The following is a 22,358-nucleotide window of genomic DNA, read 5'->3' on the forward strand; positions in this document are numbered from 1 at the left end:
GTGGCCCGGATCGCGGACGTCCGGGGGGCGGTCGGAGCGCCGTCGGAGAGGGGCGCGGGTGGGCCGGAAAGCGACCCTCGGACCCCGTCGGCCCCTCCCGCACGGCCGAAGACACGACCGACGAAACGGCCGGCGACACAGCCGACGACACGGCCGAAGACGCAGCCGATGACACGGCCTACGACATTGGCCGAAGTCGCCCTCCACCGCCGCGCCACGGTTCGTCCGGCGCGCCGGTGGGGCACTATGACGGAGTGGCAGCCGCACGGTCCCCCGCACGATCCGAAGATCATGCCGGGCCGCTCCGCCGAGCGGGCCGGAAGGTCGGTCGTGCCCTGCACCTGCCGTTCACGGGGACCGCGAAGGGCATCCGCAAGGCCACGCACGCCCATGGCGCGGGCGAGTCGGGGCTCGGAAAGCTGATCGAGCTGCACGCGGTGAACGGCGCCGGCGACGTCATGATCACCGTCGCGCTCGCCTCCACCGTCTTCTTCTCCGTCCCCACCGACGAGGCCCGCGGCCGCGTCGCCCTCTACCTCGCCGTCACGATGGCCCCCTTCACGCTCCTCGCCCCGGTGATCGGCCCGCTCCTGGACCGCATCCCGCACGGGCGGCGGGCCGCGATGGCGGGCGCGATGCTGACCCGGGCGGTGCTCGCGATCATGATGTCGGGGGCGGTCGTCACCGGCGGCGTCGAGCTGTATCCGGCGGCGCTCGGGGTGCTGGTGGCCTCGAAGGCGTACGGGGTGGTGCGCAGTGCGGTCGTGCCCCGGCTGCTGCCACCGAACTTCTCGCTGGTGAAGGCGAACTCCCGGGTGACCCTGGCCGGGCTGCTGGCGACGGGTATCGCCGCGCCCATCGGCGCGGGGCTCCAGGTGCTCGGGCCCCGCTATCCGCTGTACGGGGCGTGCGTGCTGTTCCTGCTGGGGACGTTCTGGGCGCTGCGGATGCCGCCCAAGGTGGACTCGGCGAAGGGTGAGCGGCGGGCGCATTTGCTGACGCACGGCGAGAAGAAGCCGAGTCTGCGGACGGTGGGGCCCTCGGTTCTGCACGGTCTGCAGGCGAACGCGGCGCAGCGGATGCTGTCGGGTTTCCTGATCTTCTTCCTGGCGTTCCTGCTGCGCGAGCATCCGCTGTCGGGGCAGAGCGCCGCCGTGTCGCTGGGGATCGTGGGCGTCGCGGCCGGGGTGGGCAACGCCTGCGGTACGGCGATGGGCTCGCTGCTGCGGGACCGCGGGCACGGGCCGGAAGTGATCATCGCCACGATGATCAGCGTGGTGTGTGCCACGGCGATCTGTACGGCGATCTTCTTCGGCGGGCTGATGGTGGCCGTCCTGGGGGCGGTCGCCGGTCTCACCCAGGCCCTGTCGAAGCTGTCCCTGGACGCGCTGATCCAGCGTGACGTGCCGGAGGTGGTGCGGACGTCCGCGTTCGCGCGCTCCGAGACGGCGCTGCAGATGGCGTGGGTCGTGGGCGGCGGGATCGGCATCGCCCTGCCGCTGAACGGGACCCTGGGCATGGCCGTCGCGGCCGGGATCCTGGCCACGGGCGCGCTCCTGGCCGTACGGGGGCTGCTCGCGGAGGCCCGGCGGAGGCCGGGGCCGAAGGGGCGGTCGAAGACGCGGGTGGCGTAGGCGGGTGGCGTAGGGGGCGCGGGCCGCAGCCGCTTCCGGGTCGCTTCGTCACCGCTCTCCCGTGCGCTCCCGCGCCGCTTCGTCACCCCTCCCCCGTGCGTTCCCGCGCCGCTTCCTCACCCCTCACCCGCGCCCTCCCCCGCCGTCCTCGTTCCGGTACCGGACAGCGGCACGCCGTACCCCCGCGTGGCGTGGGCGCGGCGGCCCGATAGCCTTCGGCTCATGACCGTTGCGTTCTTCTCCGGCTCGCGCCGCCGGGCCGCCGTCGCCCTCGGGGCCGTCTCCGCCGGGCTCCTCGTTCTCTCCGCCTGCGACAAGCCGACTCCGATCGCGACCGTGACGGTCGGGTCCGACTCGATCCACTCCGAGGCCGCCTGCTACAACGACGGCGACGCCATCAAGGAGTCGCAGATCCAGCAGTGCCTCAACAAGAAGGCCGAGAAGTCCATCACCGTGGCGATGGACGACAAGATCCGCTTCGGGGTCGACCCCGAGATCGCGGACAACGGCTGGACCATCTTCCTCGGCGGCCAGCAGGCCGAGCCCGAGCCGTACAAGAAGACGTACCGGACCATTCCGGCCAGCGCCTTCTTCTCCAGCCAGACCGGCGAGACCACCGACAGCTCCCAGGTGACCATCGTCGAGAACACCGGCAAGAAGCTCACCGGCATCTGGCACTTCCAGCTGAAGAAGGAATCCTGATCGTCCGGTGGTCCACCGGATCCTGATCGTGACGGCCGTTGCGGCGGAGGCGGACTCCGTCTCCGCCGGCCTCGGCCTGGGCGCCCCCGAGCCGCTCCCGCTGCCGGGGGGACTCGTCCTGCGCCGGCACGCGGACGCGCCGGACGGGCGCGTACGGATCGACGTACTCGTCGGCGGGGTCGGACCCGCCGCCGTCGCCGCCTCGACCGGGACCGCGCTCGCGTACGCGGCGCTCACCGGTGCCGGTGCCGGTGCCGGTGCCCCCTATGGTCTCGTCGTCTCCGCCGGGATCGCCGGCGGGTTCCAGCCCCTCGCGCCCCTCGGGTCCGTCGTCGTCTCGTCGGCCGTCGTCGCCGCCGACCTCGGCGCGCAGACCCCCGACGGGTACCTCACCGTCGACGAACTCGGCTTCGGGCGGTCAAGCCACCCCGTGCCGGAGGCCCTGACCGGCCGGATCTCCGCCGTCCTGGACGCCGCCGGCCTGCCGCACACGGTCGGGCCCGTGCTCACCGTCTCCACCGTCACCGGCACCGCCGACCGCGCCGCCGAACTGGCCGCGCGCCATCCCGGGGCCGCCGCCGAGGCCATGGAGGGCTTCGGCGTCGCCGAGGCCGCCGGCGCGTACGGCGTGCCCGTGGCCGAGATCCGGGCCGTGTCGAACGCCGTCGGCCCCCGTGACCGCGCCGCCTGGCGCATCGGCGACGCCCTGCACGCGCTGCGGCACACCTTCGAGCTGCTCAGCAAGACCGTCTTCCTGGAGCTGGAGCCGTCGTGACCAAGCTGAAGATCGCCTACTCGCCCTGCCCGAACGACACCTTCGTCTTCGACGCCTGGGCCCACGGCCGCGTCCCGGACGCCCCGCGGCTCGACGTGACCTTCGCCGACATCGACGTCACCAACGGGTGGGCCGAGAGCGGCACCGACGGTCACGACGTCCTCAAGGTGTCGTACGCCGTGCTGCCCTGGATCCTCGACGAGTACGCGCTGCTGCCCTGCGGCGGCGCCCTCGGCCGGGGCTGCGGGCCGCTCGTCCTGACCCGGGAGGACGCGAGCGGCGCTGACCTCGCCGGGAAGACGGTCGCGGTGCCGAGCGAGCGCTCCACCGCGTATCTGCTGTTCCGGCTCTGGGCGGCCGAGCAGGTGCCCGGCGGCGTCGGGGACGTCGTCGTGATGCCGTTCCACGAGATCATGCCCGCCGTGCGCGACGGCAAGGTCGACGCCGGGCTCGTCATCCACGAGGCCCGCTTCACGTACCGGAACTACGGGCTGCACCGCCTCGCCGACATGGGCGAGCACTGGGAGTCCACGACCGGTCTGCCGATCCCGCTCGGCGCGATCGTCGCCCGGCGCTCCCTCGGGGCGGAGACCCTGCGGGGGCTCGCCGACGCGGCCCGGACGTCGGTGCGGATGGCCTGGGACGACCCGGCGGCCTCCCGCCCGTACGTCATGGAGCACGCGCAGGAGATGGACCCGAAGGTCGCCGACCAGCACATCGGGCTCTACGTGAACGAGTTCACGGCCGACCTCGGCGAGCACGGGTACGCGGCGGTCCGCGGGCTGCTCACCCGCGCCGCGGCCGAGGGACTCGTACCGCCCCTCGGCCCGGACGCGCTCGCCTTCCCGTGACCGGGTCCGCCGCCGGTCAGACGTCCAGCTGGTCCGCGACCGCGCGCAGCAGGCCCGCGATCTTGGCGCCCTGCGTCTTGTCGGGGTAGCGGCCGCGCTCCAGCATCGGCGTGATGTTCTCCAGGAGCGTCGTCAGGTCCTGCACGATGGACGCCAGTTCGTCGGGCTTGCGGCGCTGCGCCGCGGCGACGGACGGCGTCGGGTCGAGGATCGTGACGGACAGTGCCTGGTCGCCGCGCTGGCCTGCGACGACTCCGAACTCGACCCGCTGTCCCGGCTTCAGTGCGTCGACTCCGGCAGGGAGCACCGACGAGTGGACGAAGACGTCGCCGCCGTCGTCGCGGGAGAGAAAGCCGAAGCCCTTCTCGCTGTTGAACCATTTGACCTTGCCGGTAGGCACGTCTGTCCTCGTCCTCGTCCTCGTCGGGGGATAGCAAACAGCGGGTCGACCGACCCGCCGGCACCAGGCTAATGGTCCGGAGGCCGGTGACAAGACGTCGCCGATGTGTTCCTTCGGCCTGGGAACTACCCTGGCCGGATGCGTAGTGAAACCCCTGCCGCACAGGCGAACGACAGCGCTCCGGGTGACGGCCTCGTCAAGGCCGGTGTCATCCTCTTCGCCATCGGCGCGGTGGCGACGCTGGTCACCGTGGCTCCGCTGTTCCTGGGCACGGACCCGTTCCCCACGGTCGCGTACACGGTCTCCATGCTCATGGGCGTCGGATTCGCCGTCGCCGCCGCCGGGGTGCTGCGGTCGATCGCGGCTCAGCGGCGCCAGGCGCGGGAGGGTGCGGCCTCGCCGGTCCGGGCCGGATAGCGCCCCGTTCAGGCCAGGTACCCCTCCCACCAGGCGCGGAAGTCCGTCAGGTCGGTGAGGACGACGTCGGCGCCGGCCGCCGCCAGTTCCTCGGGGGCGCAGGGGCCGGTGGCGACGGCCACCGAGAGGGCGCCGGCCGTGGCGGCGCCGCGGACGTCGCCGATGTGGTCGCCGACGTACACCTGGGCGCCGTGGGCGCGCAGCGCCTCGGCCTTGCCCTCGGCCCACAGGCCGCCGACGAGCGCGTCGGGCTCGATGCCGAGGTGCGTGAGGTGCAGCTCGGCGTGCGGGCCGTTCTTCGCGGTGACGACGATGGTGCGGCCGCCCGCCTCGCGCACGGCCCGGATCGCGTCCCGCGCGCCCGGCATCGGCGCCGAGGGCTCGATCGCGTACGCCGGGTAGAGCGCGCGGTAGCGGGCGACCATCTCCGTGACCCGGTCCGCGGGGACCCAGTGGGCCATCTCGTGCTCCAGGGGCGGGCCGAGGCGGTTGACGACGAGGTCCGCGTCGACGGGGACGCCGGACTCGGCGGAGAACGCCTCCCAGGCGGCCCTGATGCCGGGACGGGTGTCGACCAGCGTCAGGTCGAGGTCGAAGCCGACGGTGAGCGGGGCGGAGGCGTGGTCCGTGGAGGGCGTCATACCGCCATTCTCGGGGACCCTTCCGGGGGACCCGGGGCCCGGGTGGGCGGAAATGGCTGCTGCTTACACTGAGCCGAGCCTTACCGAACCCGCGCCACCCGCTCCCCGCTCCACCCGATGGGTCCTGATGCCAGCCGCTTTCCGTTCCAGACGGGTCCTCGCGACCTCGGCGGCTGTCGTCGCCCTGCTCCTCGCCGTGCTCCTGAGCCTCGCCGTCGGCGCCCGGCCCATCGCCCCGTCCACGGTCCTCGACGCCCTGCTGCACGGCGGGACGAGCCCCGACGCCGAGGTCGTACGGCAGCTGCGGGTGCCCAGGACCCTCATCGGACTGATGGTCGGCGCGGCGCTCGCGCTCGCCGGCACCGCCCTCCAGGGCATCACCCGCAACCCGATCGCCGACCCCGGCATCCTCGGCATCAGCCAGGGCTCCTCCGTGGGCGTCGTCCTCGCGATCGCCTTCTTCGGGGTGCACTCGCTCACCGGATACGTGTGGTTCGCGTTCGCCGGCGCCGCGCTCGCCGCGGTCGCCGTCCACGCCGTCGCGTCCAGCGGACGCGGCGGCGCGACGCCCGTGAAGCTGGCGCTCGGCGGGGCGGCCATCAACGCGCTGCTGCTCTCCGTCACCACCGGCGTCCTCACCACCAAGGCCTCCGCGCTCGACGAGTTCCGGTTCTGGCAGATCGGCTCCCTCGACGGGCGCGACGCCCAGATCGTCGGCCAGATCTGGCCCTTCCTGCTGCTCGGCGCGGTCCTCGTCGTCTCCGTGGCGCGCGGGCTCGACGCGCTCGCGCTCGGCGAGGACGTCGCCAAGGGGCTCGGGCAGCGGGTCGCGACCGTGCGGATCGTCGGCGGAATCGGCGCCACGGTCCTCACCGGCGCGGGGGTGGCCGCCGCCGGACCTGTCGCCTTCGTCGGCCTCGCCGTCCCGCACATCGCGCGGGCCGTCGTGGGCTCCGACCACCGGTGGGTACTGCCGATGGCCGCGGTCGTCGGGCCGGTGATGCTCCTGGTGGCGGACGTCGCCGGGCGGATCGTGTTCCCGCCGGGCGAGGTGCCGGCCGGCGTGATGACGGCGCTGATCGGGGTGCCGTTCCTGGTGACGCTCGTGCGCCGGAAGGCGGTGGCGGCGTGAGCACCCTCTCCCCCGCCCGGCCCTCGAAGGGCCCGCTGCGGCCCGCCGGGTACGGGCTCGTGCGCGCCGGCGGCGCCTCGTTCCTGGTGCACCGGCGGTCCGCCGCCGTCACCGCGGGCCTGCTGCTGCTCCTGGCCGCGGCCTCCGTCGCGTACCTCTGCGTCGGTGAGCGGTTCGTCGCCCCCTCCGAGGTGGTACGCGTCCTCCTCGGGCAGCCGTCGCCCTCGACGTTCGTCGTGGCGGAGCTGCGGGAGCCGCGGCTCGTCGTCGCCCTTGCCGTCGGCGCCGCGTTCGGGGTCGCGGGCGCGCTGATCCAGACCGTGGCCCGCAATCCGCTGGCCAGCCCCGACATCATCGGCATCAGCCAGGGCGCGGGGGCGGTCACCGTCGCCGCGATGACCTTCGGGCTCACCTCGTACACCGTGCTCCCGTACCTCTCGATCGCCGGCGGGGTCGTCGCCGCGGCGCTCGTGTACGTCTTCGCGTGGCGCGGCGGGCTGCACGCCACCCGGTTCGTCCTCATCGGCATCGGGTTCGCGATCGCGCTGCGGTCGCTCACCACCCTCTTCATGACCAAGGGCGACTTCCTCGTCGCCCAGCAGGCCCAGATCTGGATGACCGGCTCGCTCAACGGGCGCGGCTGGGACGAGTCCGCGCCGATCCGCTGGACGCTGCTGCTCATGCTGCCCGCCGTGCTGTGGGCGGCCCGCGCGCAGCGGACCGTCTCCCTCGACGACGACACGGCGACGGCGCTCGGCGTACGGCTCGGGCGGGTCCGGCTGGGGCTCGTCGCGGTCGGGGTCGTCCTCGCGTCCGTGGCGACGGGCGTCGCGGGCCCGGTCGACTTCGTGGCGCTCCTCGCGCCGCAGATCGCCCGCCGGATGACCCGTACCGCGCAGATCCCGCTGCTCGCCTCGGCGCTGACCGGCGCCGCCGTCGTCGTCCTCGCCGACCTGATCGGCCGGCGGCTCCTGTCGCCGGTCGAACTCCCCGTGGGCGTCCTCACGGCGGCCGTCGGCGCCCCCTATCTGATCTGGCTCATCGTCCGGAGCCGTACCGCAGCATCCGCAGGAGGCAAGGCGTGAGCAGGCTGACCGGGCGCGGGCTGACGCTCGCCTACGAGGACCGCACCGTCGTCCACGAGCTCGACCTGGCCATCCCCGACGGCAGGGTGACCGTGATCGTCGGCCCCAACGCCTGCGGCAAGTCGACCACCCTCCGGGCCCTCGGCCGGCTCCTCAAGCCGGCGGGCGGCGCGGTCCTCCTCGACGGGGAGGAGCTGGCGAAGCTCCCGACGAAGCGGATCGCCCGCTCGATCGGCCTGCTGCCGCAGACGCCGGTCGCGCCGGAGGCGATCACCGTCGCCGACCTGGTCGCACGCGGCCGCCAGCCGCACCAGGCCTGGTGGAAGCAGTGGTCGGAGGAGGACGAGCGGGCGGTCGTCGAGGCGATGGACCGCACGGACGTGGCCGCGCTCGCCGACCGCTCCGTGGACGAGCTGTCGGGCGGGCAGCGGCAGCGGGTGTGGATCGCGATGGCCCTCGCCCAGGAGACGGACCTGCTGCTCCTCGACGAGCCGACCACCTATCTGGACATCTCCCACCAGGTGGAGGTCCTCGACCTGGTCCGCCGCCTCAACCGGCTGCGCGGCCGGACGGTCGTCCTCGTCCTGCACGACCTGAACCAGGCCGCCCGTTACGCCGACCACCTGATCGCCATGAAGGCGGGGCGGGTGGTGGCGGAGGGGCCGCCGGGGGAGATCGTGACGGAGGAGCTCGTACGGGACGTCTTCGGGCTCGCGTCGGTCGTGGTCCCTGACCCGGTGACGGGGTCGCCGCTGGTGGTGCCGGGGGCGCCGTGGCACGAAGACGGGGATGCGGATGCGGGTGTGGATGCGGGTGCTGGTCCGGGTGCGGGTGCCGGTGCCGGTGCCGGTACCGGTGCGGGTGCGGGTGCGGGTGCGGGTACCGGTACCGGTACCGGTGCGGATCTGGAGGACGGCGCCGGGGTTCCCGCGGGCTGAGCCGGGCCCGGTCGAGCCCGGAGCGGACTGAGACCGGCCCGGTACTGACCGGTCGGGCCCGGCCCGGCCGGTCAGTGCCTCCTGGACCTCCACAGCAGGAACAGGGCGGACGCGACCGCCGCGCCCCGGAGGACCCAGGGCCAGGTCTCCGAGACCGCCGCGCCCATCGCCTCGCCGCCCGCGGCCACCGGTTCGCCCCAGCGGCCCTCCACCCGGCCCCACAGCCAGGCCATGCCGGACGCGGCGGCCAGGCCCGGGATCACCAGGACGGCGCCCTTGACCTCGCCGGGGGTCAGCCGGCGGGAGGCGTACGCGATGAGCCAGCCGGCGGCCAGGGCGACGAGTGAGCCGAAGAGCGCGCCGCCGACCAGGAGGAGCGCGGCGAGCAGGACGAAGGGGTTGGCGAGGCGGAGCCGGGAGACCGGGGCCGCCTCGGGCTCCGCGACCGCGGCCGGCTCGGCCCCGGGGGCCGTCCGCGGACGGCGGAGGAGGACACGGGCGAGGCGGCGGCGCTTCCCCGGGGGCGCGGCCGGTTCGTCCTCGGCGCCCTCCCGGCCGCCGTCGGCGTCCTCGGCATCCTCGGAGTTCTCGGCCTCCTCGGCGTCCTCCGTGACAGGCGCCCTGAAAAGATCCGGTCGCTCGACACCGCCCACGAAGCCGGGGAGGCCCGCTGCGGCGTCGACCCGCCACCAGTCCGTGTCTCCACCGAGACCCGCATCGGGACCGGCGAGGCCCAGGGCGTCGGTGGTGCCGGTGGCGCCGGTGACCGCGGTGTCCGGGGCCGGGGCCGGCTTCGGCAGCGCCGCCGGGGCCGTCCCCTCGCGGGACCTGCGGCTGCCCGGCACCCAGCCGAAGCGCCTGCCCTCCCGCTTCCCGGTCCGCTCGCCCGCCCGCTCCCCCGCACGAGGCTCCGGGACGGGCTTGGCGGCCGGCTTCCCCGCCGTCTTCCCGACCGGCTTCCCCTCAGGCGGTTTCACAGGCTTCCCGGCCGGCTTCCTCGCCGGTTTCCCGCCCGTCGGCGTCGCCGGGGCACGCTGCGGCGCCGCGCCCGGGCCCTCCGCCCGTTCCACCACCTCGTCCGGGGTTCCCAGCGCGCCGAGGATGCCCCGTATCGCCGCCGGGCTCTCCTCGCCGTGCGTGGCGCGGCGGCGGTCGATCTCGTTGCGGAGGGTGGACACCAGCCGCATCCGGTCGCTCGCCGGCAGCTGGCGCTGCTGGGCCAGATCGCCGACCCGGCTCAGATAGTCGTAGACCAACTGGTCGCTCTCGATCCCCACGGTGCCCCTCCACGGCCGGTTCGCCCGGTACGGCCCGACGTTAGCGCCTGCGCAGCGGCTAACGTGGTCCGGATGGGGATCGGTGAGCTCGACCGGGAGGCGCACGTGCCCGAGGTAACTGGCGCCGCCGCGGCGCCCCGCACACTCGCTGAGGCGCTGCGCGCCCGGGGCGACGAGGGGCTCGCCGCGCTGCTGCGGGCCCGGCCCGATCTGCTGAGTCCGGTGCCGAACGACCTGACGCAGCTGGCGACGCGCGCCGGGACGCGGGGTTCGGTGGTGCGGGCCCTGGAGCGGCTCGACCGGTTCGCCCTCCAGACGGCCGAAGCGCTCGCGGTGGCTCCGGACCCGGCGCCGTACTCCGTACTCCTGGGGCTGCTCACCGGCGACGAGGGCGACCCGGTGATCGAGGCGGCGCTGCCGGGCGCGGTGGCGCTGCTGCGGGAGCAGGCGCTGGTGTGGGGCGAGGACGACCGGCTGCGGCTGGTGCGGACGGCGCGGGAGCTGCTCGCGCCGTCGGCGCAGCATCCGTCGCCGACGGGTCTCGGGCCGACGGTGGCCGAGGCGACGTCGGGTATGTCGCCGGGCCGGGTGCAGGAGATCATCGCGGCGGCGGGGCTGCCGGCGACGCACGATCCGGTGTCGGCGGTGGCGGCGCTGACCGGGCTGTTCACGGACCGGGACCGGATGGGGGCGCTGCTCGACACGGCGTCGGCGGACGCGCTGTCCGTGCTCGACCGGCTGGTGTGGGGTCCGCCGTACGGCGAGGTGACGGCGAAGCCGGCGGCTCCGGTGCAGTGGCTGCGCGACCACGGCCTGCTGCTTCCGGTGTCGGCGCGGACGATGGTGCTGCCGCGTGAGGTGGCGCTGCATCTGCGGGGCGGGCGGGCGCACCGGGCGCCGGAGCCGGTGGCGCCGGTGCCGGGGGTGCTGCGGGAGTACCGCCCGCAGGTGGTGGACAGCGCGGCGGCCGGGCAGGCGCAGCTGGCGCTCGCGACGGTCGAGGAGCTGCTGAAGTCCTGGGACCGGGGCGGACCGCCGGTGCTGCGGGCGGGCGGTCTGTCCGTACGGGATCTGAAGCGGACGGCGGCGGCGCTCGACGTCTCGGAGGAGACGGCGGCGTTCTGGCTGGAGCTCTGTTACGGGGCGGGGCTGCTCGCGTCGGACGGTGAGGCGGACGAGCGGTACGCGCCGACGCCCGCGTACGACGACTGGCTCGACCTGCCGCCCGCGGAACGCTGGGCGCGGCTCGTCACGCCGTGGCTGACGGCGACCCGGACGCCGGGGGTGGCCGGCGGTCAGGACACGAAGGGCCGGACGCTGTCGGTGCTCGGCCCTGATCTGGACCGGTCGCCCGCGCCGGAGGTACGGCACCGGGTGCTCGGTCTGCTCGCGACGCTGCCGCCGGGTTCGTCGGCGGAGCCGGAGTCGCTGTTCGCGCGGCTGCGCTGGGAGCGGCCGCTGCGGGGGGCGTCGGCCGCGGACGAGGGCGGCGACCTGCGGTCGCGGCTGGCCCGCTGGGCGCTGGCGGAGGCGGAGCTGCTGGGTCTCACGGGGCGGGGTGCCCTGTCGGGTCCTGCCCGTGCGCTGCTGAACCTTCCGCTGGCGGAGGCGGCGCCCGCCGGGGCGCTGGGCGGGGGCGTGGAGCCGTCGGTGGCGGCGGGGCGGGCGGCGACGCTGCTGGCTCCGCTCCTGCCGGAGGCCGTCGACCACGTCCTCCTGCAGGCGGATCTGACGGCGGTGGCGCCGGGGCCGCTGCGGCGGCCGCTCGCCGACGCGCTCGCGGTGCTCGCGGACGTGGAGTCGAAGGGTGGTGCGACGGTCTACCGGTTCACGCCCGGGTCCGTGCGGCGCGCGCTCGACTCCGGGCAGACCGCCACCGACCTGCACGAGTTCCTGAAGGCGCACGCGCGGACGCCGGTCCCGCAGCCGCTGGCCTATCTGATCGACGACGTGGCGAGACGCCACGGCCATCTGCGGGTCGGGGCGGCGTCGGCGTATGTGCGCTGCGACGACGACACGGTGCTGGGCGAGATCCTGGCGGACCGCCGTTCGGCCTCGCTCGGCCTGCGGCGGCTCGCGCCGACGGTGCTCGCGGCGCAGACGGATCCGACGTCGCTGCTCGACGGGCTGCGGTCGATGGGGTACGCGCCGGCGGCCGAGTCGACGACGGGCGACGTCCTGATCACCCGGGCGGACGCGTACCGCACGGGCGCGCGGACGGCCCCGGTGCCGGTTCCGGACGGCCCGCCCGCTCCCGACACCACGCTGCTCGGCGCGGCGGTCAAGGCGATCCGAGCGGGCGACCGGGCGGCGACGGCGGTCCGCAAGGAGCCGGCGGCAGCCCCGGCGGCGGCGGGCGCCCTGCCGCGCACCTCGGCGGCGGAGACGCTGGCGACGGTCCAGGCGGCGGCGATGACGGGCTCGGCGGTCTGGATCGGCTATGTGAACGCGGAGGGCGGCGCGAGTCAGCGGGTGATCGCCCCGGTGCGGGTGGAGGGCGGCTTCGTGACGGCCTACGACCACACGGCGGACGAGGTCCGCACCTATCCGCTGCACCGGATCACGGGCGTGGCAGAGCTGGCGGACGACCAGGTGTGACGGGCGGGGCCGGGTGGCCCGGCCGGGCCGGCCGTCCGGGCCACCCGGACGGCCGGGGCCTCGTGCCGGAAGATGCGGGGCGGCCGGTGGTGACCGCGCCCGTCAGGCGGCGAGCCGGGTGCCTCGTCCTGTGGCCATCCCGGGGAGGGGTCGCCAGTCGGCGGGGACGTTCCGCATGATCAGTACGCAGTCCAGGGTCGCGCTCCCCGGCGGGAAGCGGTCCGGGTCGTCGAAGAAGGACGACGCGGCGGCGCGGACCCGGCCGGCCTCCACGTGCCAGGCGTCGGTGTGCAGCTCCATGCCCTCCAGGTGGCCCGCGCCGGTGGGCGAGAAGCCCTTCGACCCCGCCCGGAAGAAGCGGGAGGCCGCCGCGAGATCGGGGAACAGCTCGCTGCCGTGCAGCTCGTCGGCCGGCTCGACGGTGACGTCCACCCGGAGGTCGCCGTCCCGGGTGGCCAGGGCGACCCGCGTCCGGTCGGGCGTCTCGTGCACCTCGAAGTCGGCACGGCCGTGTTCGCCGGGGAAGACGCGGCCGCCCGCCCAGACGTTGAGCCGCGAGGCCGTGTCGCGGCGCGGGATGTAGACACCGGTCTCGACACCGTCCGGTCCGTCCCATTCGACGGCGATCCGGTGCGCCGCGTTCTCGCTGCCGGGCCCGAACACCTCGGGTGCCCAGACCGGCCGCACCTTGCCCAGGCGCAGGAGGCAGATGCCGGCGACCGCGTGGCCGTTCACCACCTGCGGGCGCAGGGGCTCGGGGAGCAGGCGTGCCGCGGCGTCCGGGGCGACCCGGTAGTTCACCAGAAGCCTTCGCTCGATGACGCTGGACAGTCGTGGCTGCCTCATGATCCCTCGCTCTGCGCCCCGCGGCGCCATGTCGTGTGTCGGAGCACGATCTGCTCGGGGCAGACGGTGCTGAGGAACCGGCCGATGCACAGGGCCAGGCGCTCCTCGGCCAGGGTGTAGAGGATCCGGTTGCCGTCGCGCCGCTCGGTGATCAGGCCCGCGCCCTTGAGGATCCCGAGGTGGCGTGAGACGGAGGGCGCGCTGATGTCGAACCCCGCGGCGATCTCACCGGCGGCCAGCTCGCCGCCTCTGAGGTCCTCGAGGATCTGGCGTCTCGTCGGATCGGCGAGCGCCCGGAAGGCCCCCGCCTCGTCCTGGGCATCGGTCATGACCCATGTTTAGCACTTTAGCTAAATAGCTAACAAGCCCTTCGCGGTGACTCCGCTCCGGCCGGGGCGGCTCACCGCGCCGCGGGCCTTCGCAGCATTCCCCCCGGTCAGGCACACTGGAGGATTGGCCGTTACGGGAACGGCACGGTGTCGGAAGGACCTGATCACGTGAATGGACCTCTCATCGTCCAGAGTGACAAGACGCTGCTCCTGGAGGTCGACCACGAGCTCGCCGATGCCTGTCGGCGGGCCATCGCGCCGTTCGCCGAGCTGGAGCGGGCGCCCGAGCACATCCACACGTACCGGCTGACGCCCCTGGGGCTGTGGAACGCGCGGGCCGCCGGGCACGACGCCGAGCAGGTCGTCGACGCGCTCGTCGAGTACTCGCGCTATCCCGTCCCGCACGCGCTGCTCGTCGACATCGCCGAGACGATGGCCCGCTACGGGCGTCTCACGCTGTCCAAGCACCCGACGCACGGGCTCGTGCTGACCAGCACCGACCGGCCCGTGCTCGAGGAGATCCTGCGGTCGCGGAAGGTGCAGCCGCTCGTCGGGGAGCGGATCGACCCCGACACCGTCGTCGTGCACCCCTCCGAGCGCGGGCAGATCAAGCAGACGCTGCTGAAGCTCGGCTGGCCCGCCGAGGACCTCGCCGGGTACGTCGACGGCGAGGCCCACCGGATCGACCTCGCCGAGGACGGCTGGGCCCTGCGGCCGTACCAGAAGCAGGCCGTCGAGGGCTTCTGGCACGGCGGGTCCGGGGTCGTCGTCCTGCCCTGCGGCGCCGGGAAGACGCTGGTCGGTGCGGGTGCGATGGCTCAGGCCAAGGCGACCACGCTGATCCTCGTCACCAACACGGTCTCCGCCCGCCAATGGAAGCACGAGCTGGTGAAGCGGACCTCGCTCACCGAGGACGAGATCGGCGAGTACAGCGGTACGAAGAAGGAGATCCGGCCGGTCACCATCGCCACGTACCAGGTGCTCACCACCAAGCGGAAGGGGATCTACCCCCACCTGGAGCTGTTCGACTCCCGCGACTGGGGGCTGATCGTCTACGACGAGGTGCACCTGCTTCCCGCCCCCGTCTTCAAGTTCACCGCCGATCTCCAGGCCCGCCGCCGCCTCGGGCTGACCGCCACCCTCGTGCGCGAGGACGGCCGCGAGTCCGACGTCTTCTCGCTGATCGGGCCCAAGCGGTTCGACGCGCCCTGGAAGGAGATCGAGGCGCAGGGCTACATCGCACCCGCCGACTGCGTCGAGGTCCGGGTGAACCTGACCGACTCGGAGCGGCTCGCCTACGCCACCGCGGAGGCCGAGGAGAAGTACCGCTTCTGCGCCACGACCGCGACGAAGCGGAAGGTGACCGAGGCCCTCGTGAAGAAGTTCGAGGGGCAGCAGATCCTCGTCATCGGGCAGTACATCGACCAGCTCGACGAGCTCGGCGAGCACCTGGACGCGCCCGTCATCAAGGGCGAGACGCCGAACGCGCAGCGCGAGAAGCTGTTCGACGCGTTCCGGACCGGCGAGATCAGCGTGCTCGTCGTGTCGAAGGTCGCGAACTTCTCCATCGACCTGCCCGAGGCGACCGTCGCCATCCAGGTGTCCGGCACCTTCGGCTCCCGCCAGGAGGAGGCGCAGCGCCTGGGCCGGGTGCTCCGGCCGAAGTCCGACGGCCACCAGGCGCACTTCTACTCGGTGGTCGCCCGCGACACCATCGACCAGGACTTCGCCGCCCACCGGCAGCGGTTCCTGGCCGAGCAGGGGTACGCGTACCGGATCGTCGACGCGGACGAGCTGCTCGCGCCGTAGGGGCGGCGGGTCGGCCCAGTGCCGTATCGGGCCGGCCCGTCAGTCGATCAGGGCGAGGAGCGGGCCGGCGGCCCCCAGGCAGTACTGGGCGGTGACGAGCGCGCGGCGTGGCACGGCGAGGGCGGCCACGCCCGCGACGGCTCCGAGGGCCAGGGCCCAGAACCCCGCGGCGATGAAGACGCCGCCGGAGCCGTCGCCCTCGATGGCGTCCCGGAGGGTGATCATGCCGGTGAACACCAGGCAGGCGAGGAGGAAGAGCAGGCCGCAGGCGGCGGCGAGGCGCCGGCCGAGCGTGTAGGGGGCGGTCGCGTCCGGACCCGCACCCGGGTCCGTGTTCTTGTTCGGGTCCGTGTCCGTGTCCGTGTCCGTGGAGGGCGGCGTCGTCATGGGTCGATCACATCAGCGGGCGGTCCCGTGGCGGCAGGCGTACTCGTACTCAGTCGGGTCCGGGGGCGTACTCAGGGCGCGGGTTCCTGACGCCGGCCTCCGGCGGGCCGTAGTCGCCCAGGAGGACGACGCCGGCCGCGGCGCCGCCGAAGGCGCGTATCGCGCGCAGGGCCGTGCTGAGCGGGCGGACCCGGGGGCGGGTCACGGTGGTCACGAGGGTGAAGGTCGTCGCGGTCATGTCTCCATGATGGAATTCGGACATTGCTGACACATCGGTCTGGGGGGTGAACCGGGCCGGGGGCGGTGTCCGCCGTGAGGGGGACCCTGTCCCCTACGGGGTGGAGGAGGGCGGAAACCGTTCGCCCCGGGCCCCGCTCAGGAGTTACACTCGCCAGCTTCCCCGCCTCCCTCCGTGGAGAGCCGCCGCCCGGTCGGTAACCGGCGGCCACCTCGACGTGCCCGCGTACTGCTTCCCGGAGGCTCCGCCGTGTCCGTGTCCGTGCCCGTTTCCGACGATCCGCTCGCACGCGAGCGTGCCCATCTGACCTCCTCCCGCGCCGCCCTGCGCGCGATGCGCGAGGACGTGGAGGCGCTCGACATCAAGGACGTCACCGCGAACTGGGTGAACTCGCTGGTGCTCGGGCGGCAGATCGAGGACCGGATCAAGGCGCTCGCGGACCTGTCCCACACCCCGCTGTTCTTCGGGCGGCTCGACTACCTGCACACCACGCAGGAGGGGCAGCGCTTCTACATCGGGCGGCGGCACGTGCACGACGCCGACGGCGACCCGATGGTGATCGACTGGCGTGCGCCGGTCTCGCAGCCGTACTACCAGGCGTCGAAGAAGGACCCGCAGGACGTCGGGCTGCGCCGGCGCTTCGGCTACACGGGCGGCGAGCTCACGGCGTACGAGGACGAGCACCTCTCCGACCCCGGGGAGCTGGAGCGGACCAGCCGGCTCCTCCAGGCCGAGATCGAGCGGCCCCGCGTCGGCCCCATGCGCGACATCGTCGCCACCATCCAGCCCGAGCAGGACGGGATCGTCCGGTCCGACCTCTCCGGGACCGTGTGCGTGCAGGGAGGGCCGGGGACCGGTAAGACCGCCGTCGGTCTGCACCGTGTCGCCTATCTGCTGTACGCGCACCGGGAGCGGCTGGCCAGGACCGGGACGCTGGTCATCGGACCCAACCGGTCCTTCCTCCACTACATCGAGCAAGTCCTCCCCGCGCTTGGCGAGTTGGAGGTCAAGCAGGCCACCGTCGACGACCTCGTCGGCGGGCAGGTCGAGGTGCGGGGCACGGACGAGGCGGCCACCGCCGTCGTCAAGGGCGACGCCCGGATGGCGGAGCTGCTGCGCCGCGCGGTGCGCTCGCACGCGGCACTGCCCAAGGAGCCCCTCATGGTGGTGCGCGGCTCGCGCCGCTGGCGGGTCCCCGCCTACGAACTGGAGGAGATCGTCCGGGAGTTGATGGACCGCGACATCCGGTACGGGGCCGCGCGCGAGGCGCTGCCGCAGCGGATCGCGCACGCGGTCCTGGTGCGGATGGAGGAGGCCGGCGAGGCGCCCGACGACCGGGTGCAGAACGCCGTCGCGCGCAACACGGCCGTGAAGGCCGTCGTGAAGGAGTGCTGGCCGCTGGTGGAGCCCGCGAAGCTGGTGCTCCGGCTGCTCGGCGACGCGGAGTTCCTGGCGGAGCACGCCGAGGGGCTGTTCACCGAGGACGAGCAGAAGCTGCTGCTCTGGGCGAAGCCCGCCCGGAGCGTGAAGACGGCGAAGTGGTCGGCGGCGGACGCGGTCCTCGTCGACGAGGCACGGGACCTGGTGGAGCGGACGCACTCGCTCGGCCATGTCGTCCTCGACGAGGCGCAGGACCTGTCCCCGATGCAGTACCGGGCGGTGGGCCGCCGCTGCACGACCGGCTCGGCGACCATCCTCGGCGACCTCGCGCAGGGCACGACGCCGTGGGCGACGGCGAGTTGGGCGGAGGCGCTCGGGCACCTGGGGAAGCCGGAGGCCGTGGTGGAGGAGCTGACCGCCGGTTTCCGTGTGCCGCGCGAGGTCATCGCGTACGCCTCGCGGCTCCTTCCGCACATGTCGCCGGGGCTCGCGGCCGTGGAGTCGGTGCGGGAGAACCCGGGTTCGCTGGACGTACGGCACACGGACGCCCTCGACCGGGACGTCGTCGCGGCCTGCGTCGAGGCGCTGGACCACGACGGCTCCATCGGGCTGATCGCCGCCGACGCGCGGATCGCCCCGCTCGCCGAGGCGCTGGCGGCCGCCGGGCTCGCGTACCTCTCCCCCGGCGAGGAGACCACGGCCGAGTCCCGGCTGACGCTGGTCCCGGCGTCGCTCGCGAAGGGCCTGGAGTACGACTACGTGGTCCTGGACGAGCCCGCGGCCGTCGTCGACGGCGAGCCGGACGAGCGGACCGGCCTGCGCCGGCTGTACGTGGCGCTGACCCGTGCCGTGTCCGGGTTGACGATCCTTCACTCCGCGCCGGTCCCGCCCCAGTTGGCGCAGGTGTGAGGCAGCCCGGCGGGCCGCACCACATCGAGGTGTGGGTCGGGGACCTCGCGGTCGCCGAGGCCAGTTTCGGCTGGCTCCTCGGCGCCCTCGGGTACGCGCCCTTCCAGCGCTGGGAGGGCGGCCGCAGCTGGGCGCTCGGCTCCTTCTACCTGGTCGTCGAGCAGTCCCCGGCCCGCACCTCGGACCGGCACGACCGGCTGCGACCCGGCCTCAACCACCTCGCGTTCCACGCCGGCGACCGGGCCGCCGTGGACGCGCTCGTCGACGCCGCGCCGTCGCACGGCTGGCGGCTGCTGTTCGCCGACCGCCATCCGTACGCGGGAGGCGAGGGCGTCTACGCGGCCTACCTGGAGAACGCCGACGGGTTCGAGGTGGAGCTCGTCGCCGCGCCGGAGGCCGACTCGGGAGAATCTTCCGGGGACCGATGAGTTTCTTCGGGAGCGTCGGTCTATAGGTTTGTATCCGCTGCTGAGCGCCAGGGCTGAGCGGCCGTCACCCACCGTGCGGGAGAACCCAGATGCGTACCCTGATCAGCTCCGTCTTCGTCTCGCTCGACGGTGTCGTGGAGGCCCCGGGCGGCGAGCCCGGCTACCGGAACTCGGGCTGGACCTTCAAGGAGGTGGAGTTCGTCCCGGAGGCGTACGCGCTGAAGAGCCAGGAGCAGGAGGAGGCCGGGGCGATGCTGCTCGGCCGCGCCAGCTACGAGGCGTTCAGCGCCGTGTGGCCGGACATGGAGGACTTCGCCCGCTACAAGACGCTGCCGAAGTACGTGGTGTCCACGACCCTCACCGAGGACGACCTGGTCGACAACTGGGGCGAGACGACGATCCTGCGCTCGCTCGACGAGGTCGCCGCGCTGAAGGAGACCGAGGGCGGCCCGATCATCATGCACGGCAGCGCCACGCTGGGCCGCGCGCTGTCGGACGCCGGCCTGATCGACCGGTACCACCTGCTCGTCTTCCCGCTGCTGCTCGGCGCGGGCAAGCGGCTGTTCAGCCAGACGGACAAGGACGCGCAGCAGCTGAGGCTCGTCGAGCACGAGGCGTACTCCAACGGCATCCAGAAGAACGTCTTCGACGTCGTCCGCTAGGCGCCCGACGGGCGTCCGACGGGCGTCCGCCGTCTAGGGGCCGACCGACGCCGCGTACTCCGCGAGTGCCTCGGTGCGGGTGCGGCGGGCGACCGCCGCGAGCACCGGGTTCGTCTCCCGGTAGTAGTGCTCGGTCACCAGGCCCCAGGCCAGGGCCCAGCCGCGCCCCCGCGCCCAGGTCGCGTCGTCGACGCGGGCCGCCTCGCGGAAGAGCGGGCGGGTGTCGGCGGTGAACAGGGTCCAGGCGGGCATCGTGTCGCAGGCGGGGTCGCCCGTGCCGACGCCGCCGAAGTCGATGACGGCGCTGAGGCGGCCCTCGCGGCCGAGCAGGTTGCCCGGCAGCAGGTCGCCGTGGACCCAGACGGGCGGACCGTCCCACTGCGGGAGCCGCAGGACGGCCTCCCAGGCGGTGGTGGCGAGGTCCGCGTCGATCAGCCCCTCGGCTCCGAAGTCGGCGATCGCGCGCGGCAGTTGGCCTTCCTCCCAGTCGGTGACATGGCCGCCGCGGAAGGACGTGGGCCCATCGCTCGCGTCGACGGCGCGCAGGGCGGCGCCGAAGCGGCCCAGGGCGTCGGCGGCGTGGGCGAGGTCGGTGAGCGGGACCGCGTAGGTGTCGTCGCCGTCGAGCCAGCGGTAGACCGACCAGGGCAGCGGGAACTCCGCGCCCGCCCCGGCCCGCCCCACCGGGACCGGGACGTCCAGCGGCAGGTGCGGGGCGAGCAGGGGCAGCCAGCGCTGCTCCTTCTCGACGTGGCGCGCGGCGTGGGGCACGCGGGGCAGCCGTACGACGAGGTCGTCGCCGAGGCGGAACATCGCGTTGTCCGTACCGGCCGAGGCCACGCGCCGGACCGGCAGGCCCGCCCACGCGGGGAACCGCCCGGCGACGAGCCGCTCGACGAGTGCGGTGTCGATGTCGAGTTCGCCGGGTTGCATCGGGGTGGCTGCCATACCGGGGAGGCTAACGAGCCCCCTCGCGGCGAGCCACACGATTTCCCCGGGGGCTCCGCTTCCTCGGGGCTCCGCTCGACGGGGCCCGCTCGCTGGGGCCCCGCTCCCTCGGAGCCCCGCTCGACGGCTACGCGTCGAGCGCCTCGCGCCATGTCCGTACCGCGTCCGCCGAGACCGGGGCCGCCCAGCCCCGGGGGCGGGCCGCGCCGCCGATGTGGAAGGCGTCGAGGCCCGCCGCGCGCAGTTCGGGGAGGTGGTCGAGGCGGAGGCCGCCGCCGACGAGGATCCGGGCCTCGTAGCGGGGCTCGCCCGCGCGGGCGGCCTCGGCCTTGAGGGTGGCCAGGCCGTCGTCGACGCCGGTGGCGGCGCCCGCCGTCAGATAGGTGTCGAGGCCGGGCAGGTCGGCGAGCCGCTTGCGCAGCCCGTCGCGGTCGGTGGTGCGGTCGATCGCCCGGTGGAAGGTCCAGCGGCAGCCGTCGAGGACGGCGATGAGACGCTCGACGGCGACGAGGTCGGGCTCGCCGTCGGGGGTGAGGAAGCCGAGGACGAACTCGTCGGCGCCCGCCTCGCGGAGGTCGAGGGCCCGGGTCACCAGGGCGTCGACGCCCTCGGGGCCGCCGGCGGAGAAGCCGTCGGCGAGGCGGAGCATCACGCGCAGCGGGATGTCGACGGCGGCGCGGATGGCGGCGAAGCCGGTCCGGGACGGGGTGAGTCCGTCCGCCGCCATGTCGGTGACGAGTTCGAGCCTGTCGGCTCCACCGGTCTGGGCAGCGACCGCGTCTTCCTCGTCGAGGGCGATCACCTCAAGGACTGCACGGTTGCTCATCGAGCCCATTCCTCCATGAATGCGTCTCTACAGGTCTAGTCCAATGTCCAGCCTAGCTGTGCTCGTGGTCTCCCGCATCGTGCGTGGCCTCACCGGTTGCGGGTGCGGGCGCCTTGCCACCCGCCCCGGACCCGTCGCCGGCGGTGCCCGCGGTCACCGTGAAGGCCGCCGTCCGCACCTTGCCCTCGTGCTGGAAGTCGAGGAACAGGCGGTACGTGCCCGCGCTGGGCGCCGTCGCCATAAAGGAGACGTCGGGGCCAGGACCGCCCTCGTTCGGGTGCACGTGGAGGTAGGCGAGGTCGCCGTCGCGCAGGGCGACGAGGTGTCCGTACGCCCCGAGGTACGGCTCCAGGTCGGTGACCGGCTTTCCGGCCCTGGTGACGGTGAGCCGGAGCTCGCCGGCCTTGCCGGGGTTCAGGGCGCCGCCGAGGCGGACCTGGTAGCCGTCGACGGTGGAGGTCGGCGCGACGGCGGGCAGCGGCTTCGGCGCGTACGCCCCCGGTACGGAGAGGTCGACGCCGAGCGTGATGCCCCGGGCGCCGGGCGCGGCGGGCTTGAAGTCGGCGAAGGCCTTGTAGCCCCCGGCCCGGGGCAGGTCCGCGACCACCGACCAGGTGCCGTCGGCCGCCTTCACGGGGTGCAGATGGCGGAAGGTGTTGAGGTCGCGCGAGGCGACGATGAAGTGCAATTCCTTGCCGTGCTCGGTGGTGAACGCGGTGACCTTCCGGCCGGCCGAGTCCTTGATCGAGAACTTCAGGGTGCTCCTGCCCGCGGCGGGGGCGGGGGTCTCCATGGCCAGGGTGTAGCCGCCCTCGGAGACCTGGAGGCCGCCGGGGGTGTTCGCCGCGGCGGTGCCGGGGGTCTCCGCGGGGGCGCCCTCCTCGTGCCCGGCGTGACCGTCCGCCACCGCGCTCTCCGACGGCGCGGGCGCGGCCGCGTGCTCCCCGTGCCCGGCCTTCTTCGGCTCCTCGACGGGGCCGACGCCCGTACCCACCCCGTATGCGGCCCCGAAGGTCGCGGCGAGTGCGGCGGCATAGGCAGTGATCTTCACTCCGGTGTTCATGGCTGCTCTCCCGTACGTGGGTGATGGCGGCGTCGGTAGCCGTTCGATGCACTTCACCATACCCCTGGGGGGTATCAAGTCAA

At 74.0% G+C, this 22,358-nt stretch carries 23 protein-coding genes; 13 read left to right on the forward strand and 10 right to left on the reverse strand.

What is annotated here, in order from left to right; translation table 11 throughout:
* The first annotated feature begins 236 nt into the window (after positions 1–236).
* The 4 genes from AMK27_RS22700 to AMK27_RS22715 all read left to right on the forward strand — a co-directional run bounded on the left by AMK27_RS22700 (position 237) and on the right by AMK27_RS22715 (position 3,962).
* Positions 237–1,634 (forward strand): MFS transporter, encoded by a 1,398-nt coding sequence (locus AMK27_RS22700; protein WP_198955922.1) that lies wholly within the window; start codon positions 237–239, stop codon positions 1,632–1,634.
* A gap of 222 nt (positions 1,635–1,856) precedes the next feature.
* Positions 1,857–2,336 (forward strand): DUF2771 domain-containing protein, encoded by a 480-nt coding sequence (locus AMK27_RS22705; RefSeq protein WP_073911344.1) that lies wholly within the window; start codon positions 1,857–1,859, stop codon positions 2,334–2,336.
* 7 nt (positions 2,337–2,343) lie between these two features.
* Positions 2,344–3,111, forward strand: coding sequence for a futalosine hydrolase (locus tag AMK27_RS22710; RefSeq protein WP_073911348.1), 768 nt, complete (start codon positions 2,344–2,346; stop codon positions 3,109–3,111).
* A complete protein-coding gene (locus tag AMK27_RS22715; RefSeq protein ID WP_073911351.1) occupies positions 3,108–3,962 on the forward strand; it encodes a 1,4-dihydroxy-6-naphthoate synthase in 855 nt (284 codons plus the stop codon). The genes AMK27_RS22710 and AMK27_RS22715 overlap by 4 nt, the downstream gene beginning before the upstream one ends.
* Before the next feature lie 16 nt (positions 3,963–3,978).
* On the opposite strand, the gene AMK27_RS44195 is transcribed toward AMK27_RS22715, so the two are convergent.
* Positions 3,979–4,362 carry a cold-shock protein gene (locus AMK27_RS44195; protein ID WP_030322122.1) on the reverse strand — a complete coding sequence of 128 codons (384 nt, stop codon included), beginning with the start codon at positions 4,360–4,362 and terminating at the stop codon, positions 3,979–3,981.
* A gap of 138 nt (positions 4,363–4,500) precedes the next feature.
* Between AMK27_RS44195 and AMK27_RS22725 the strand changes: the two genes are divergently transcribed.
* Positions 4,501–4,779, forward strand: coding sequence for a hypothetical protein (locus tag AMK27_RS22725; RefSeq protein ID WP_198955923.1), 279 nt, complete (start codon positions 4,501–4,503; stop codon positions 4,777–4,779).
* An 8-nt stretch (positions 4,780–4,787) separates the two neighbouring features.
* Here the strand turns inward: AMK27_RS22725 and AMK27_RS22730 are convergent, their stop codons facing one another.
* Positions 4,788–5,420, reverse strand: a complete 633-nt coding sequence (locus AMK27_RS22730; RefSeq protein ID WP_073911358.1) for an HAD family hydrolase — start codon at positions 5,418–5,420, stop codon at positions 4,788–4,790.
* A gap of 127 nt (positions 5,421–5,547) precedes the next feature.
* Between AMK27_RS22730 and AMK27_RS22735 the strand changes: the two genes are divergently transcribed.
* From AMK27_RS22735 to AMK27_RS22745, 3 genes are read left to right on the forward strand one after another with little or no spacing between them, the layout of a single operon-like run.
* On the forward strand, positions 5,548–6,552 hold the full coding sequence (locus AMK27_RS22735; protein WP_073911360.1) for a FecCD family ABC transporter permease: 1,005 nt from the start codon (positions 5,548–5,550) through the stop codon (positions 6,550–6,552).
* Positions 6,549–7,637 carry a FecCD family ABC transporter permease gene (locus AMK27_RS22740; RefSeq protein ID WP_073911363.1) on the forward strand — a complete coding sequence of 363 codons (1,089 nt, stop codon included), beginning with the start codon at positions 6,549–6,551 and terminating at the stop codon, positions 7,635–7,637. Before AMK27_RS22735 ends, AMK27_RS22740 begins: the two co-directional genes overlap by 4 nt.
* The gene (locus tag AMK27_RS22745) at positions 7,634–8,575 is read left to right on the forward strand and encodes an ABC transporter ATP-binding protein (RefSeq protein WP_079188552.1); all 942 of its coding nucleotides are present in this window, start codon (positions 7,634–7,636) and stop codon (positions 8,573–8,575) included. The genes AMK27_RS22740 and AMK27_RS22745 overlap by 4 nt, the downstream gene beginning before the upstream one ends.
* A 71-nt stretch (positions 8,576–8,646) precedes the next feature.
* Here the strand turns inward: AMK27_RS22745 and AMK27_RS44200 are convergent, their stop codons facing one another.
* Entirely contained in the window at positions 8,647–9,852 is a 1,206-nt protein-coding gene (locus AMK27_RS44200; RefSeq protein WP_073911368.1) for a hypothetical protein, read from the reverse strand.
* Between the two features lie 72 nt (positions 9,853–9,924).
* On the opposite strand from AMK27_RS44200, the gene AMK27_RS22755 reads away from it, so the two are divergent.
* A complete protein-coding gene (locus AMK27_RS22755; protein WP_241847578.1) occupies positions 9,925–12,450 on the forward strand; it encodes a helicase C-terminal domain-containing protein in 2,526 nt (841 codons plus the stop codon).
* A 102-nt stretch (positions 12,451–12,552) separates the two neighbouring features.
* Here AMK27_RS22755 and AMK27_RS22760 read toward each other — a convergent pair whose 3' ends face one another.
* Together AMK27_RS22760 and AMK27_RS22765 are read right to left on the reverse strand one after the other, a co-directional pair.
* Positions 12,553–13,296 carry a DUF2071 domain-containing protein gene (locus AMK27_RS22760; RefSeq protein WP_073911371.1) on the reverse strand — a complete coding sequence of 248 codons (744 nt, stop codon included), beginning with the start codon at positions 13,294–13,296 and terminating at the stop codon, positions 12,553–12,555.
* Positions 13,293–13,625 (reverse strand): metalloregulator ArsR/SmtB family transcription factor, encoded by a 333-nt coding sequence (locus AMK27_RS22765; RefSeq protein ID WP_073911375.1) that lies wholly within the window; start codon positions 13,623–13,625, stop codon positions 13,293–13,295. Before AMK27_RS22765 ends, AMK27_RS22760 begins: the two co-directional genes overlap by 4 nt.
* Before the next feature lie 168 nt (positions 13,626–13,793).
* On the opposite strand from AMK27_RS22765, the gene AMK27_RS22770 reads away from it, so the two are divergent.
* Complete coding sequence (locus AMK27_RS22770; protein WP_030322109.1) at positions 13,794–15,434, forward strand: DNA repair helicase XPB; 1,641 nt, start codon at positions 13,794–13,796, stop codon at positions 15,432–15,434.
* 39 nt (positions 15,435–15,473) lie between these two features.
* Here the strand turns inward: AMK27_RS22770 and AMK27_RS22775 are convergent, their stop codons facing one another.
* Both AMK27_RS22775 and AMK27_RS22780 read right to left on the reverse strand, forming a co-directional pair.
* Entirely contained in the window at positions 15,474–15,821 is a 348-nt protein-coding gene (locus tag AMK27_RS22775) for a hypothetical protein (RefSeq protein WP_073911378.1), read from the reverse strand.
* 49 nt (positions 15,822–15,870) lie between these two features.
* Positions 15,871–16,059: a hypothetical protein gene (locus AMK27_RS22780; protein ID WP_079188554.1), complete on the reverse strand. Its 189-nt coding sequence runs from the start codon at positions 16,057–16,059 to the stop codon at positions 15,871–15,873.
* A gap of 261 nt (positions 16,060–16,320) precedes the next feature.
* On the opposite strand from AMK27_RS22780, the gene AMK27_RS22785 reads away from it, so the two are divergent.
* From AMK27_RS22785 to AMK27_RS22795, 3 genes are all read left to right on the forward strand, one after another.
* A complete protein-coding gene (locus tag AMK27_RS22785) occupies positions 16,321–18,348 on the forward strand; it encodes a HelD family protein (protein ID WP_073911912.1) in 2,028 nt (675 codons plus the stop codon).
* Complete coding sequence (locus AMK27_RS22790) at positions 18,345–18,776, forward strand: VOC family protein (protein WP_073911385.1); 432 nt, start codon at positions 18,345–18,347, stop codon at positions 18,774–18,776. Before AMK27_RS22785 ends, AMK27_RS22790 begins: the two co-directional genes overlap by 4 nt.
* Positions 18,777–18,865: 89 nt before the next feature.
* Complete coding sequence (locus AMK27_RS22795; RefSeq protein ID WP_073911389.1) at positions 18,866–19,438, forward strand: dihydrofolate reductase family protein; 573 nt, start codon at positions 18,866–18,868, stop codon at positions 19,436–19,438.
* Between the two features lie 33 nt (positions 19,439–19,471).
* Here the strand turns inward: AMK27_RS22795 and AMK27_RS22800 are convergent, their stop codons facing one another.
* From AMK27_RS22800 to AMK27_RS22810, 3 genes are all read right to left on the reverse strand, one after another.
* A complete protein-coding gene (locus tag AMK27_RS22800; protein ID WP_073911393.1) occupies positions 19,472–20,386 on the reverse strand; it encodes an aminoglycoside phosphotransferase family protein in 915 nt (304 codons plus the stop codon).
* Between the two features lie 127 nt (positions 20,387–20,513).
* Entirely contained in the window at positions 20,514–21,212 is a 699-nt protein-coding gene (locus AMK27_RS22805; protein WP_073911397.1) for a copper homeostasis protein CutC, read from the reverse strand.
* Between the two features lie 52 nt (positions 21,213–21,264).
* Complete coding sequence (locus tag AMK27_RS22810) at positions 21,265–22,275, reverse strand: hypothetical protein (RefSeq protein WP_073911401.1); 1,011 nt, start codon at positions 22,273–22,275, stop codon at positions 21,265–21,267.
* Between the last annotated feature and the right edge of the window lie 83 nt (positions 22,276–22,358).

Origin of the sequence: Streptomyces sp. CB02009, assembly GCF_001905825.1 — a bacterium.
Lineage (GTDB): Bacteria > Actinomycetota > Actinomycetes > Streptomycetales > Streptomycetaceae > Streptomyces.

Coding starts and splice junctions, on each gene's coding strand:
- AMK27_RS22705 (WP_073911344.1), top strand. CDS start 1,857: ATGACCGTTGCGTTCTTCTCCGGCTCGCGCCGCCGGGCCGCCGTCGCC.
- AMK27_RS22725 (WP_198955923.1), top strand. CDS start 4,501: ATGCGTAGTGAAACCCCTGCCGCACAGGCGAACGACAGCGCTCCGGGT.
- AMK27_RS22730 (WP_073911358.1), bottom strand. CDS start 5,420: ATGACGCCCTCCACGGACCACGCCTCCGCCCCGCTCACCGTCGGCTTC.
- AMK27_RS22735 (WP_073911360.1), top strand. CDS start 5,548: ATGCCAGCCGCTTTCCGTTCCAGACGGGTCCTCGCGACCTCGGCGGCT.
- AMK27_RS22755 (WP_241847578.1), top strand. CDS start 9,925: ATGGGGATCGGTGAGCTCGACCGGGAGGCGCACGTGCCCGAGGTAACT.
- AMK27_RS22760 (WP_073911371.1), bottom strand. CDS start 13,296: ATGAGGCAGCCACGACTGTCCAGCGTCATCGAGCGAAGGCTTCTGGTG.
- AMK27_RS22765 (WP_073911375.1), bottom strand. CDS start 13,625: ATGACCGATGCCCAGGACGAGGCGGGGGCCTTCCGGGCGCTCGCCGAT.
- AMK27_RS22775 (WP_073911378.1), bottom strand. CDS start 15,821: ATGACGACGCCGCCCTCCACGGACACGGACACGGACACGGACCCGAAC.
- AMK27_RS22780 (WP_079188554.1), bottom strand. CDS start 16,059: ATGACCGCGACGACCTTCACCCTCGTGACCACCGTGACCCGCCCCCGG.
- AMK27_RS22795 (WP_073911389.1), top strand. CDS start 18,866: ATGCGTACCCTGATCAGCTCCGTCTTCGTCTCGCTCGACGGTGTCGTG.
- AMK27_RS22800 (WP_073911393.1), bottom strand. CDS start 20,386: ATGGCAGCCACCCCGATGCAACCCGGCGAACTCGACATCGACACCGCA.
- AMK27_RS22805 (WP_073911397.1), bottom strand. CDS start 21,212: ATGAGCAACCGTGCAGTCCTTGAGGTGATCGCCCTCGACGAGGAAGAC.
- AMK27_RS22810 (WP_073911401.1), bottom strand. CDS start 22,275: ATGAACACCGGAGTGAAGATCACTGCCTATGCCGCCGCACTCGCCGCG.